Origin of the sequence: Pseudomonas sp. R1-7 (assembly GCF_051132105.1) — a bacterium.
Lineage (GTDB): Bacteria > Pseudomonadota > Gammaproteobacteria > Pseudomonadales > Pseudomonadaceae > Aquipseudomonas.
The window spans coordinates 4,767,466-4,779,763 of the sequence record NZ_CP071661.1; the positions used below are offsets into that span (position 1 = coordinate 4,767,466).

12 protein-coding genes are annotated in these 12,298 nt (G+C 60.8%); 8 read left to right on the forward strand and 4 right to left on the reverse strand.

The annotated features are described in order from the left end of the window. The first annotated feature begins 75 nt into the window (after positions 1–75). From ydcS to J3P79_RS21405, 7 genes are all read left to right on the forward strand, one after another. The gene (ydcS, locus tag J3P79_RS21375; protein ID WP_434605556.1) at positions 76–1,227 is read left to right on the forward strand and encodes a putative ABC transporter substrate-binding protein YdcS; all 1,152 of its coding nucleotides are present in this window, start codon (positions 76–78) and stop codon (positions 1,225–1,227) included. Positions 1,228–1,338: 111 nt separating this feature from the next. Next, positions 1,339–2,376 (forward strand): ABC transporter ATP-binding protein, encoded by a 1,038-nt coding sequence (locus J3P79_RS21380; RefSeq protein ID WP_434605558.1) that lies wholly within the window; start codon positions 1,339–1,341, stop codon positions 2,374–2,376. A 1-nt stretch (position 2,377) separates the two neighbouring features. Continuing rightward, positions 2,378–3,325 carry an ABC transporter permease gene (locus J3P79_RS21385; RefSeq protein ID WP_434605560.1) on the forward strand — a complete coding sequence of 316 codons (948 nt, stop codon included), beginning with the start codon at positions 2,378–2,380 and terminating at the stop codon, positions 3,323–3,325. Next, complete coding sequence (locus J3P79_RS21390; RefSeq protein ID WP_434605562.1) at positions 3,315–4,127, forward strand: ABC transporter permease; 813 nt, start codon at positions 3,315–3,317, stop codon at positions 4,125–4,127. The genes J3P79_RS21385 and J3P79_RS21390 overlap by 11 nt, the downstream gene beginning before the upstream one ends. A 59-nt stretch (positions 4,128–4,186) precedes the next feature. Beyond that, the gene (locus tag J3P79_RS21395; protein WP_434605563.1) at positions 4,187–5,611 is read left to right on the forward strand and encodes a gamma-aminobutyraldehyde dehydrogenase; all 1,425 of its coding nucleotides are present in this window, start codon (positions 4,187–4,189) and stop codon (positions 5,609–5,611) included. Between the two features lie 144 nt (positions 5,612–5,755). After that, positions 5,756–6,019 (forward strand): CopG family ribbon-helix-helix protein, encoded by a 264-nt coding sequence (locus J3P79_RS21400; protein ID WP_434605564.1) that lies wholly within the window; start codon positions 5,756–5,758, stop codon positions 6,017–6,019. Next, positions 5,982–6,281 (forward strand): type II toxin-antitoxin system RelE/ParE family toxin, encoded by a 300-nt coding sequence (locus J3P79_RS21405; RefSeq protein ID WP_434605565.1) that lies wholly within the window; start codon positions 5,982–5,984, stop codon positions 6,279–6,281. Before J3P79_RS21400 ends, J3P79_RS21405 begins: the two co-directional genes overlap by 38 nt. A 44-nt stretch (positions 6,282–6,325) precedes the next feature. Here J3P79_RS21405 and J3P79_RS21410 read toward each other — a convergent pair whose 3' ends face one another. Further along, positions 6,326–6,511: a hypothetical protein gene (locus J3P79_RS21410; RefSeq protein WP_434605566.1), complete on the reverse strand. Its 186-nt coding sequence runs from the start codon at positions 6,509–6,511 to the stop codon at positions 6,326–6,328. A 359-nt stretch (positions 6,512–6,870) separates the two neighbouring features. On the opposite strand from J3P79_RS21410, the gene J3P79_RS21415 reads away from it, so the two are divergent. Beyond that, the gene (locus J3P79_RS21415) at positions 6,871–8,496 is read left to right on the forward strand and encodes a glucan biosynthesis protein D (RefSeq protein ID WP_434605567.1); all 1,626 of its coding nucleotides are present in this window, start codon (positions 6,871–6,873) and stop codon (positions 8,494–8,496) included. A gap of 74 nt (positions 8,497–8,570) precedes the next feature. Here the strand turns inward: J3P79_RS21415 and J3P79_RS21420 are convergent, their stop codons facing one another. The 3 genes from J3P79_RS21420 to J3P79_RS21430 all read right to left on the reverse strand — a co-directional run bounded on the left by J3P79_RS21420 (position 8,571) and on the right by J3P79_RS21430 (position 12,256). Beyond that, the gene (locus J3P79_RS21420) at positions 8,571–9,677 is read right to left on the reverse strand and encodes an NADH:flavin oxidoreductase/NADH oxidase (protein WP_434605568.1); all 1,107 of its coding nucleotides are present in this window, start codon (positions 9,675–9,677) and stop codon (positions 8,571–8,573) included. Between the two features lie 236 nt (positions 9,678–9,913). Then, positions 9,914–11,623, reverse strand: coding sequence for a single-stranded-DNA-specific exonuclease RecJ (recJ, locus tag J3P79_RS21425; protein ID WP_434605570.1), 1,710 nt, complete (start codon positions 11,621–11,623; stop codon positions 9,914–9,916). Between the two features lie 90 nt (positions 11,624–11,713). After that, positions 11,714–12,256, reverse strand: coding sequence for a YaeQ family protein (locus tag J3P79_RS21430; RefSeq protein ID WP_434605571.1), 543 nt, complete (start codon positions 12,254–12,256; stop codon positions 11,714–11,716). Positions 12,257–12,298 lie beyond the last annotated feature (42 nt).

Below are 12,298 nucleotides of genomic sequence, written 5' to 3' on the forward strand. Positions count from 1 at the left end.
TCTAATAACAGGCCCTTCGTGGCGCTTCACCGGTTCAAAACTGCCCCGACCATAATTAAAGCAAGAGGGATTTCCATGTACGCGCACAAGACCGTATTGCTCAGCGCAATGACCACGGCGCTGCTGACCAGCGTCAGCCTCCAGGCCGCCGAACCGCTCAAGGCCGTTGGCGCCGGCGAAGGCCAATTGGATATCGTCGCCTGGCCGGGCTACATCGAACGCGGTGAAAGCGACAAGGCCTACGACTGGGTCACGGGGTTCGAGAAGGAAACCGGCTGCAAGGTCAACGTCAAGACCGCCGCCACGTCCGACGAAATGGTCAGCCTGATGACCAAGGGCGGCTACGACCTGGTCACCGCCTCGGGCGACGCCTCGTTGCGGCTGATTGCTGGCAAGCGCGTGCAGCCGATCAATACCGCGTTGATCGCCAACTGGAAAAATCTCGACCCGCGCCTCAAGGACGCGCCGTGGTACGTGGTCAACCAGCAGACCTACGGCACGCCTTACCAGTGGGGCCCGAACGTGTTGATGTACAACACCAGCGTGTTCAAGCAGGCGCCTGCCAGTTGGAGCGTGCTGTTCGAAGCGCAGAACCTGCCCGACGGCAAGCCGAACAAGGGTCGCGTGCAAGCCTACGATGGCCCGATCTACATCGCCGACGCGGCGTTGTACCTCAAGACCGCCAAGCCTGAACTGGGCATCAAGGACCCGTACCAGCTCGACGAAGCCCAGTACAAGGCCGTGCTCGAATTGCTACGGGCCCAGCAGCCGCTGATCCACCGCTACTGGCATGACACCACCGTGCAGATGAGCGACTTCAAGAATGAAGGCGTGGTCGCCTCCGGGGCCTGGCCGTACCAGGTCAACGGCCTGATGAACGAGAAGCAACCGATCGCCTCGACCATTCCCAAGGAGGGCGCCACGGGTTGGGCCGACACCACCATGCTGCATGCCGAGGCCAAGCATCCGAACTGCGCCTACAAATGGATGGACTGGTCGCTGCAACCGAAAGTCCAGGGTGACGTGGCCGCGTGGTTCGGCTCCCTGCCGGCCGTGCCCGAGGCGTGCAAGGGCAGCGAACTGCTGGGTGCCGAAGGCTGCAAGACCAACGGCTTCGATCAGTTCGACAAGATCGCCTTCTGGAAAACCCCACAGGCCGAGGGCGGCAAGTTCGTGCCGTACAGCCGCTGGACCCAGGATTACATTGCGATCATGGGTGGGCGTTAACCGCAGCCGAACACTGCTTTTGTGGCGAGGGGATTTATCCCCTCGCCACGAGTCCGTGTCTGTCCCCTGGTAATGATTTAACGAAAGCCCGCTTTTCCGGAGCCCAGCACCATGACGCTTGCAGTCCAATTCAGCCACGTTTCCCGTCAGTTCGGCGATGTGAAGGCCGTTGACCGGGTCTCCATCGATATCCAGGACGGCGAGTTCTTTTCCATGCTGGGCCCTTCCGGCTCAGGCAAGACCACCTGCCTGCGGCTGATCGCCGGGTTCGAGCAGCCCAGCGCCGGCTCGATCCGTATCCATGGCGAAGAAGCCGTGGGACTGGCGCCCTACCAGCGGGACGTGAATACGGTTTTCCAGGACTACGCCCTCTTTCCCCACATGAACGTGCGCGACAACGTCGCCTACGGCTTGAAGGTCAAAGGCGTCGCCAAGGCCGAGCGCATCCAGCGCGCCGACGAAGCGTTGGAGATGGTTGCCTTGGGCGGCTATGGCGAGCGCAAGCCGGTGCAACTTTCCGGCGGCCAGCGCCAGCGTGTCGCCCTAGCCCGCGCGCTGGTCAATCGACCAAGGGTGTTGCTGTTGGATGAGCCCCTGGGCGCCCTCGACCTGAAGCTGCGCGAACAGATGCAAGGCGAGTTGAAGAAGCTGCAACGCCAGCTGGGCATCACCTTCATCTTCGTCACCCACGACCAGACCGAAGCGTTGTCGATGTCCGATCGGGTGGCGGTATTCAACAAGGGCCGCATTGAACAGGTCGATACACCGCGCAACCTGTACATGCGGCCGGCCACCACTTTTGTCGCCGAGTTCGTTGGCACTTCCAATGTGATCCGTGGCGAACTGGCGCGGCAACTGAGCGGTTATCCACAGCCGTTCTCGATTCGTCCGGAACATGTGCGTTTTGCCGAAGGTCCGCTGGCGAGCCATGAAATCGAGGTCAGCGGCCTGCTCCATGACGTCCAGTACCAGGGCAGTGCGACACGCTACGAATTGAAGCTGGAAAACGGCCAGACCTTGAGCCTCAGCCAGGCCAACACCCAGTGGAGCGACAACGGCACCGGGCACCAGGCCGGCCAGCACCTCGCCGTGCGCTGGGCCCGCGAAGCGATGGTTGCCCTGCACGACACCGTCGGCGGCGAGGCCTGAGATGAGCACCCTGGCCATGACTCATACAGCGACACACAGCTCTGCGCTGCGGCGCTTTTCGAACCTGCTGTACCGACGGCCCAATCTCTACCTGTCGATGCTGCTCGTGCCTCCGCTGCTCTGGTTTGGCGCGATCTACCTGGGTTCCCTTCTGACCTTGCTCTGGCAGGGTTTCTACACCTTCGACGACTTTACGATGGCGGTCACGCCGGACCTGACCCTGGCGAATTTTGCAGCGCTGTTCCAGCCGTCCAATTTCGACATCATCTGGCGCACCCTGAGCATGGCCATCGCGGTGTCCATCGCCAGTGCCATCGTCGCGTTCCCGATTGCCTACTACATGGCGCGCTACACCAGCGGCAAGACCAAGGCATTCTTCTACATTGCAGTCATGCTACCGATGTGGGCCAGCTATATCGTCAAGGCCTATGCCTGGACACTGCTGCTGGCCAAGGGCGGTGTGGCGCAATGGTTCATCCAGCACCTGGGCCTGGGGCCGCTGTTGCAGTTCGTACTGGAAATCCCGGGCGTCGGCGGCAGCACGTTGTCCACCTCGCACCTGGGCCGTTTCCTGGTGTTCGTCTACATCTGGCTGCCGTTCATGATCCTGCCGATCCAGGCATCCCTGGAACGCCTGCCGCCATCGCTGCTGCAGGCCTCGGCGGACCTGGGCGCCAAGCCACGCCAGACGTTCATGCAGGTGATCCTGCCGTTGTCGGTCCCGGGTATCGCAGCGGGTTCGATCTTCACGTTCTCGCTGACCCTGGGGGATTTCATCGTGCCGCAACTGGTGGGCCCGCCGGGCTACTTCGTCGGCAGCATGGTCTACGCCCAGCAAGGCGCCATCGGCAACATGCCCATGGCCGCGGCGTTCACGCTGGTGCCGATCGTATTGATTGCCGTCTATCTATCCATCGTCAAGCGACTGGGGGCTTTCGATGCACTCTGACTCTCGAGGGTCGTGGGGCTTGCGGATCGCGGCATGGGGCGGGCTGGTGTTCCTGCACTTTCCGATCCTGATCATCTTTCTTTATGCGTTCAATACCGAAGACGCTGCGTTCAGCTTCCCGCCCAAGGGCCTGACCTTGAAATGGTTCAGCGTGGCCTTTTCGCGCCCGGACGTGCTGGAAGCGATCAAGTTGTCCTTGCAGGTAGCAGCCATCGCCACGCTGATCGCCATGGTGCTCGGCACGCTGGCCTCGGCGGCGCTGTATCGCCGGGATTTCTTTGGCAAACAAGGCATTTCACTGATGCTGATCCTGCCGATCGCCCTGCCGGGGATCATCACCGGTATCGCCTTGTTGGCGACTTTCAAGACCCTGGGCATCGAACCGGGGATGTTCACCATCATCGTCGGCCACGCGACCTTTTGCGTGGTGATCGTCTACAACAACGTCATCGCCCGCCTGCGCCGCACGTCCCATAGTCTGATCGAGGCCTCGATGGACCTGGGCGCCGACGGGTGGCAGACCTTTCGCTACATCATCTTGCCCAACCTCGGATCGGCACTGCTGGCCGGTGGGATGCTGGCATTCGCGCTGTCGTTCGATGAAATCATCGTCACCACCTTCACCGCCGGCCACGAGCGCACCTTGCCGCTCTGGTTGCTCAACCAGCTCAGCCGCCCGCGCGACGTGCCGGTGACCAACGTGGTGGCGATGCTGGTGATGTTGGTGACGATGTTGCCGATTCTCGGTGCGTATTACCTGACCCGCGGGGGTGAGAGTGTGGCGGGGAGTGGTGGGAAGTGAATGTCACTGTGGGACCGAATCCCACAGGAATCACAAACAAGATTCAAGAGGACATGGACATGCAAACCAAACTGCTGATCAACGGCCACCTGGTCAACGGCGAAGGCCCTGGCCAGGCTGTTTTCAATCCGGCCCTGGGCCGGGTGCTGGTGGAAATCAACGAAGCCAGCGAAGCCCAGGTCGATGCCGCCGTGCGCGCCGCCGACAGCGCCTTTGAATCCTGGTCGCAGGTGCCGCCCAAGGACCGTTCCCTGTTACTGCTCAAGCTGGCGGATGCCATCGAATCCAATGGCGAGGAACTGGCGAAACTGGAGTCGGACAATTGCGGCAAACCCTTCAGCGCTGCGCTGAATGACGAAATCCCGGCAATTGCCGACGTGTTCCGCTTCTTTGCGGGCGCGAGTCGCTGCATGAGCGGCTCGGCGGGCGGCGAATACCTGCCTGGGCACACGTCCATGATTCGCCGGGATCCGGTCGGCGTCATCGCCTCCATCGCACCGTGGAACTACCCGTTGATGATGGTTGCCTGGAAAATCGCCCCGGCGTTGGCCGCGGGCAACACGGTAGTGCTCAAGCCGTCGGAACAGACACCGCTGACTGCGTTGCGCCTGGCGGAACTGGCGTGCGAGATATTCCCGGCCGGCGTGCTCAACGTTATCTTCGGCCGTGGACAGACCGTGGGCAACCCGTTGGTTACGCACCCCAAAGTGCGCATGGTTTCCCTGACAGGCTCGATCGCCACCGGCTCGAACATCATTTCCAGCACTGCCGATAGCGTCAAGCGCATGCACATGGAATTGGGTGGCAAAGCCCCGGTGATCATCTTCGACGACGCCGACATTGACGCTGCGGTGGAAGGTATCCGCACCTTCGGTTTCTACAACGCTGGCCAGGACTGCACCGCTGCTTGCCGTATCTATGCCCAACAAGGCATCTACGACAAATTCGTCGAGAAACTCGGCGCCGCCGTCGCCAGCATCAAGTACGGTATGCAGAACGAGCCCGACACCGAAATGGGCCCACTGATTACCGCCCAGCACCGCGACCGGGTGGCCGCGTTCGTCGAGCGGGCCATCGCCCAGTCGCATATCCGCTTGGTCACCGGGGGCAAGGCGGTAGAGGGCAACGGCTTTTTCTTCGAACCGACGGTGCTGGCCGATGCCCAGCAGGATGACGAAATCGTGCGCCGCGAAGTCTTCGGCCCGGTGGTGTCCGTCACGCCGTTCCTGGATGAAGCCCAAGTGCTGGCCTGGGCCAACGATTCGGACTACGGATTGGCCTCATCGGTCTGGACCGCCGACATCGGCCGAGCCCATCGCCTCTCGGCGCGACTGCAATACGGCTGCACTTGGGTAAATACCCACTTCATGCTTGTCAGCGAAATGCCCCATGGCGGTCAGAAACGGTCGGGCTACGGCAAGGACATGTCCATGTATGGGCTGGAGGATTACACGGTGGTGCGGCATGTGATGTTCAAGCATTGACGACAAGACAACGTTGGCAACACATGCCCATGCCTGCCACGCATTCGTCCTGCTAAGGTTTTCGTCGATCGGTGCACGCTCGCCGGTTGACGGAAATCCTCGTGCCACCTAGGGTGTCTACAACGTATACACCGGAGATAAACCATGGCCTCGCCCGTTTTGTCCTTTCGTGTGGAGGAAGATCTGGCGCAACAGCTGGACTTACTGGCTGCCGCCACCGACCGCGACCGTCAATATCACCTCAAGCGTGCACTGGTTCGATATGTGGAAGCCGAATCGTGGCATCTGCAAGCGATCAGCGAAGGCATAGCGGATGCCGATGCTGGACATCTGACCGACCTGGACGCCGTGAAGGCTAAGTGGGCAAAGCGTGCCGAGCATCGTACTGACCGACAAAGCACAGAGTGACCTCGACTCGATCCATGAATATTACGCCCACACTATCGGCCCGGACGATGCTGATGAGGTCATCCTCACAATCCTTGAAACGTTGCAGCAACTGCAACGCTTTCCTGGTTCGGGTCGTCCCTCACTCGCTCCCGATATCCGAGAGCTGGTGCTGACGCGCTATCCGTTTGTTGCCCCCTACCGGCTCGTGCAGGGGCAATTACAGGTCCTGCGGATACTGCACCAACGCACCGAACGTCCTAAGGATTGGTCAGAGCAGTGAAGCCCGCCGGCCCTTCCCGATCCAACCGTCCATCAGTGCCGTATTCAAAACCGCGAAACACTGCGCATCGCATCCACCAGGCAACGCATGGCGATCCGGTCGTTTTCCGACAGCTCCCGGTAGCGCTCGATCAATCTCAATTCTTCCAGGCTGAGTCGGCGCCTCCTGCGCGCGTTGATCAGGCCCGGGAAGACTCCCAGGATTTCGGCAATGCCCAGTATTTTCGTCATGACTTGTCCTTCGTTACGTCAAGTTGACCCAATAGCGCCCAGTGAACCGGTTACATCGGCTATTAACCACAAGAATAGGGACGATCCACCGGGTGAAAAAGAGAGTTTTAGAGTAATTAGTCAAAAAATTCCGAATTTTTCACAAAAAAAGAAATAACTGTAAGAAAATTTGACCTGACCACGTTTTCCTATCTCTCCAAGCCCCTATTTCCCCTATGATTTTGCGCCTCGGTGAACCGATCCAGCTCTCAGGTATCTGTTCTTACGTTCGTCGCGTTTGGCCAAAGGCATGTCCGAACTCATTTATCAATCTTTGTTGCCAGGGTCGGCTCGGGATTGTTTCGAGAAAGGTTGTACTTATGCACCGCAGGAACCTGCTCAAGGCCTCCATGGCCTTCGCCGCCTACACCGGGCTATCGGCCTCCGGACTCATGGCCGCGCGCGCCTGGGCCGCCGATCAGACTGCCGATGGCGAAGCCCGTCCCTTCGACTTCAAAGACTTGAAGGATCAGGCCCGGCGGCTGGCCGAGAGCCGCTACGTCGACACCAAGCAAGTCCTGCCACCGACATTGGCCCAGATGTCGCCATTGCAATTCAACGCCATCAAGTACGATACCAACCACTCACTGTGGAATGAGCTGGACGGGCAACTGGACGCACAATTCTTCCATGTCGGCATGGGGTTCAAACAACCCGTACGCATGTACAGCGTCGACCCGAAGACGCGCATGGCCCGGGAAGTGCATTTCCGCCCGGAGCTGTTCAATTATGAAAAAACCACAGTCAACACCTCGCAATTGACGGGTGACCTGGGCTTCGCCGGTTTCCGGGTATTCAAGGCACCGGAGCTGGACCGACACGACATCGTTTCATTCCTTGGGGCCAGCTATTTCCGTGCTGTAGATGCCAGCGGCCAGTACGGGCTGTCGGCCCGTGGCCTGGCCATCGACACCTACGCCAAAAAGCGCGAGGAGTTTCCTGACTTCACCAAGTTCTGGTTCGAAACGCCGGACAAGAACAGCACCCGTTTCGTGGTGTATGCGCTGCTCGACTCGCCTAGCGCCACCGGCGCCTATCGTTTTGATATCGACTGCCAGCCGACCCGGGTCGTCATGGAAATCGACGCGCACGTCAATGCCCGTACCGCCATCGAGCAACTGGGCATTGCACCAATGACCAGCATGTTCAGTTGCGGCACGGTCGAGCGTCGCATGTGCGACACCATTCACCCGCAAATCCATGACTCCGACCGGCTGGCCATGTGGCGTGGCAACGGCGAGTGGGTCTGCCGTCCACTGAACAACCCCGCCACCCTGCAATTCAACGCGTTCGCCGACAAGAACCCGAAAGGCTTCGGGCTGGTGCAGACCGACCATGACTTCGAGAGCTACCAGGACACCGTGGACTGGTATAGCAAACGCCCAAGTCTGTGGGTCGAGCCTACGACCGCTTGGGGGGAAGGCTCGGTCGATCTGTTGGAAATTCCTACAACCGGCGAAACCCTGGACAACATCGTCGCGTTCTGGACCCCGAAGAAACCGGTTGCCGCCGGTGATTCGCTGAACTATGGCTACAAGCTTTACTGGAGCGCCTTGCCACCGGTGAGCACCGACCTGGCGCGAGTCGATGCCACCCGTTCCGGCATGGGCGGTTTCATCGAAGGTTGGGCACCCGGCGAGCACTATCCAACTGTCTGGGCCCGGCGCTTTGCCGTGGACTTCACGGGAGGCGGACTCGACCAATTGCCAGCGGGCACCGGTATCGAGCCGGTGGTGACGTGTTCCCATGGCGAGGTCAAGGACTTCAATGTATTGGTGCTCGATGCGATCAAGGGCTACCGGATTACCTTCGACTGGTACCCGACCGATGATCGCGTGGACCCGGTAGAGATGCGGCTGTTTCTCCGCTCCAAGGACCGTACGTTGAGCGAGACCTGGCTGTATCAGTATTTCCCGCCAGCACCGGATCGGCGCAAGTATCCCTGAGCGAACTCAGGACGCCCCGATAAACCAAAAGCCCCGGCCAAGACGACCGGGGCTTTTGGTTTTTATCTGTCGATTCAGTCCCGCAAATCCGACTCATGGATCGGCTGGTCCCGATGCGTCGCTCGCTGGTACTGCGCCGGCCAGGTGGCCTTGCGCCCGCCCAGGTCATCATCGGCATGCAGGGCCCAGTACGGATCGCGCAACAACTCCCGGGCGAGGAAGATAATGTCGGCCTGGCAGGTGCGCAGGATATGTTCGGCCTGGGCCGGCTCGGTAATCATGCCCACGGTGCCGGTGGCAATCTCCGACTCCTTGCGTACCCGTTCGGCGAAACGCGTCTGATAACCCGGGCCGGTGGGAATCTCCGCATTGGCGGCAGTTCCGCCCGACGACACGTCAATCAAGTCCACTCCCAACATGCGGAATCGCCGCGCCAGCTCTACGGTTTCATCCGGGTTCCACCCATCTTCGACCCAATCGGTGGCGGAGACGCGGACAAATACCGGCAGTTCGTCAGGCCACACCGCCCTCACCGCCTCGGTCACCTGCAACACCAGCCGGATGCGATTTTCGAACGACCCGCCATATTGATCGCGCCGTTGATTGCTCAAGGGCGACAGGAACTGGTGCAACAGATAGCCGTGGGCCGCATGGACCTCGACCACCTTGAAACCGGCGGTCAGGGAACGCTTGGCCGCGTCGACGAACGCCTGGATGACCTCGGCGATCTGCCCCTCATCCAACTGCCTCGGCTGGGTGTGCTGCGGGTCGAAGGCGATCGGTGATGGACCGACCGGAACCCAGCCACCGTCCTCGAGCTTGACGCTGCCATGTTTGCCCAGCCAGGGCCGCCAGGTACTTGCCTTGCGACCCGCATGAGCCAGCTGGATGCCCGGCACGGCCCCTTGGGCAGTAATGAAACGGGTAATACGTTGCAGCGCGGGAATCTGGTCATCGTTCCATAAGCCGAGGTCCTGGGCAGTGATACGACCATCCGCCGTGACCGCGGTGGCCTCGGTGAATATCAGCCCGGCGCCACCCACGGCGCGGCTGCCCAGGTGCACGAGGTGCCAGTCGTTGGCCAGGCCATCGACGCTCGAATACTGGCACATCGGCGAAACCGCGATGCGATTGGGCAGGGTCAATTGGCGAAGGGTATAGGGTTCCAGCAGCAGACTCATGGGGCACCTCTCGAATCAGTGGGCAGGCTCCAGGGTTCTGTTTGAAAAGTCGACGAGTGACAAAAGGTACAACACCCGCCCCCGCGGGAAAAAAAACGACAAGACGTCACAAGGGCTATCAAGCAGTGCTTAGAGACTAGTCGACAACCCGAGGGGAAGCAGGGTTCAGAACTTAAAAACTGGCCTGACAAATTCCAGGTCCACGTCGTGGCAAGGGACTTTTCCCTCGCCACAGGCTACCGCGGCTCGATATGGGCAATCATCAGTTGCACCGTTTCCTGGCCACGAAATTCGTTAAGGTCGAGTTTGTAGGCCAGCTCCACCCAGCGCACCGTCGGGTTCGGCCAGATCTCGCGGTCAATGCCAAAGGCAATGCCGTCGAGCTTCACCGAGCCGCACTCGCTCTTGAGAACGACCTTCAGGTGTCGCTCGCCCACCACTCGCTGCTCGACCAACTGGAACACACCGTGGAACACCGGTTCCGGAAAATGCTGTCCCCACGGCCCGGCGTGGCGCAGTGCCCGGGCCAATTCCAGATGGAACTCCTCTACCGCCAGGGTGCCGTCCGAGAGGAGTCGTCCGGTCAGGTCCTCTTCACGCAGCTGCCTACGTACTTCGGCGTCGAATGCCTCGGCAAACAACGGAAAATTCGCCTCGGGCAACGTCAGCCCTGCAGCCATGGCGTGGCCGCCATATTTGCTGATCAGCGTCGGGTGCTGTGCCGCGACGACGCTCAGCGCATCGCGAATATGGAAGCCTGGCACCGAGCGGCCGGATCCCTTCAGGAGACCATCCCCGGCATCGGCAAAAGCGATGGTCGGACGGAAATAACGTTCCTTCATGCGCGACGCCAGGATACCGATGACACCCTGGTGCCACTGGGGATCGAACAAGCACAAGCCAAACGGCATCGACTCTACCGGCAGGTCCTTGAGTTGAGCCAGGGCTTCGCGCTGCATGCCCTGTTCGATGGACTTGCGATCCTGGTTCATGCCGTCCAGTTGCGCCGCCATCTCACGGGCAAGCGCCGGGTCGGCGGTGAGCAGGCATTCGATGCCCAGGCTCATGTCGTCCAGGCGTCCCGCCGCATTCAGTCGCGGGCCAAGGATGAAACCGAGATCGGTGGAGGTTATGCGCGACGGGTCGCGCTTGGCCACCTCCAGGATGGCCTTGATTCCCGGGCGGGCGCGGCCGGCGCGAATACGCTCGAGGCCCTGATGCACCAGGATCCGATTGTTGGCGTCCAGGGGCACCACGTCGGCCACGCTGCCCAACGCCACCAAGTCCAGCAGCTCGCCGATGTTCGGCTGGGGTTTACTGGCATACCAACCCAGGTTGCGCAGGCGCGCCCGCAATGCCATCAGTACGTAGAAAATCACCCCGACGCCCGCCAGCGCCTTGCTTGGGAACTCGCAACCCGGTTGGTTCGGGTTGACGATGGCATCGGCCTCCGGCAACTCTAATCCAGGCAAGTGGTGATCGGTGACCAACACCTTCAGGCCGGCGGCCTTGGCCGCCGCCACGCCTTCGACGCTGGAAATGCCGTTGTCCACGGTGATCAACAACTGCGGTTCGCGTGTGAGGGCGACCTCGACGATTTCCGGCGTCAGGCCATAGCCATATTCGAAACGATTGGGCACCAGGTAATCGACATGGGCCGCACCCAGCAGCCGCAGGCCCAGCACGCCAACCGTACTGGCCGTCGCACCATCGGCATCGAAATCGCCGACGATCAGAATGCGCTGACGTTGTTCCAGCGCCGTCACCAGCAGGTCCACCGCGGCGTCGATCCCCTTGAGCTGTTGATAGGGAATCAAGCGAGCCAGGCTTTTATCCAGCTCAGCCGCCGATTGCACGCCTCGGGCGGCATACAGGCGGGTCAACAAGGGCGGCAGGTCACCTAGGAACGGCAGGGTGTCGGGTAACTGGCGGGGTTCTATGCGCATGGGGGAAGACGAAAACTTCTCTTAGAGTGGAAATCCTTGCGGCGCGGAAGCAAGCTCCCTCGCCACGGTGAATCTATGCAACATGGCCCATCAGCCACGCTCGCCGAGCAACCACTGCAACTGGACTTCATGCTGGCCACGGTCGTCGGTCACGAAAATGGTCCCTTCGCTGATCATCACGTCCCACTTGATGACGCGGGGCATGTCCTGAGCCAGGGTTTCGAGAACCTCCTGGGGCACGGCGGCGATATTCACGTTCTTCAGATTCTTCACGGCGGGAATCACCTTGCCTTCCCAGACTCGCAGGCTGCCATACGCCAGCAGGCTGGTGCGCTCGGTGCGGCGTGAACACCACGTCAGGCGCTCGGCATCCGGTTGACCCACTTCGATCCAGTGCAAGACGCGGTCGTCCAGGCTCTTTTCCCACAAGGCGGGTTCATCGACGTCTGACAGACCACGACCGAACGACAGCAGCTCGTTGTACCAGAACGCGTAGGCCAGCAGGCGCACCGTCATGCGCTCCTCGGTTTCCGAAGGATGGCGGGCGATAGTCTGCTTCACGCTCTCATACACATTGCGGTCGAGGTCGGTGAGGTTCAGTTCAAATTTGTAGGTCGTGGACGGCTGGGCCATGGACGGGCTTCTTGATACGAGGAAAGGCGGCAAGTCTAACCG

What these genes read in the sequence shown, in the direction of transcription:
- ydcS (WP_434605556.1), top strand. Translation starts at nt 76, where the DNA reads ATGTACGCGCACAAGACCGTATTGCTCAGCGCAATGACCACGGCGCTG.
- J3P79_RS21410 (WP_434605566.1), bottom strand. Translation starts at nt 6,511, where the DNA reads ATGACGAAAATACTGGGCATTGCCGAAATCCTGGGAGTCTTCCCGGGC.
- J3P79_RS21420 (WP_434605568.1), bottom strand. Translation starts at nt 9,677, where the DNA reads ATGAGTCTGCTGCTGGAACCCTATACCCTTCGCCAATTGACCCTGCCC.
- J3P79_RS21380 (WP_434605558.1), top strand. Translation starts at nt 1,339, where the DNA reads ATGACGCTTGCAGTCCAATTCAGCCACGTTTCCCGTCAGTTCGGCGAT.
- J3P79_RS21400 (WP_434605564.1), top strand. Translation starts at nt 5,756, where the DNA reads ATGGCCTCGCCCGTTTTGTCCTTTCGTGTGGAGGAAGATCTGGCGCAA.
- J3P79_RS21430 (WP_434605571.1), bottom strand. Translation starts at nt 12,256, where the DNA reads ATGGCCCAGCCGTCCACGACCTACAAATTTGAACTGAACCTCACCGAC.
- J3P79_RS21385 (WP_434605560.1), top strand. Translation starts at nt 2,378, where the DNA reads ATGAGCACCCTGGCCATGACTCATACAGCGACACACAGCTCTGCGCTG.
- J3P79_RS21390 (WP_434605562.1), top strand. Translation starts at nt 3,315, where the DNA reads ATGCACTCTGACTCTCGAGGGTCGTGGGGCTTGCGGATCGCGGCATGG.
- recJ (WP_434605570.1), bottom strand. Translation starts at nt 11,623, where the DNA reads ATGCGCATAGAACCCCGCCAGTTACCCGACACCCTGCCGTTCCTAGGT.
- J3P79_RS21395 (WP_434605563.1), top strand. Translation starts at nt 4,187, where the DNA reads ATGCAAACCAAACTGCTGATCAACGGCCACCTGGTCAACGGCGAAGGC.
- J3P79_RS21415 (WP_434605567.1), top strand. Translation starts at nt 6,871, where the DNA reads ATGCACCGCAGGAACCTGCTCAAGGCCTCCATGGCCTTCGCCGCCTAC.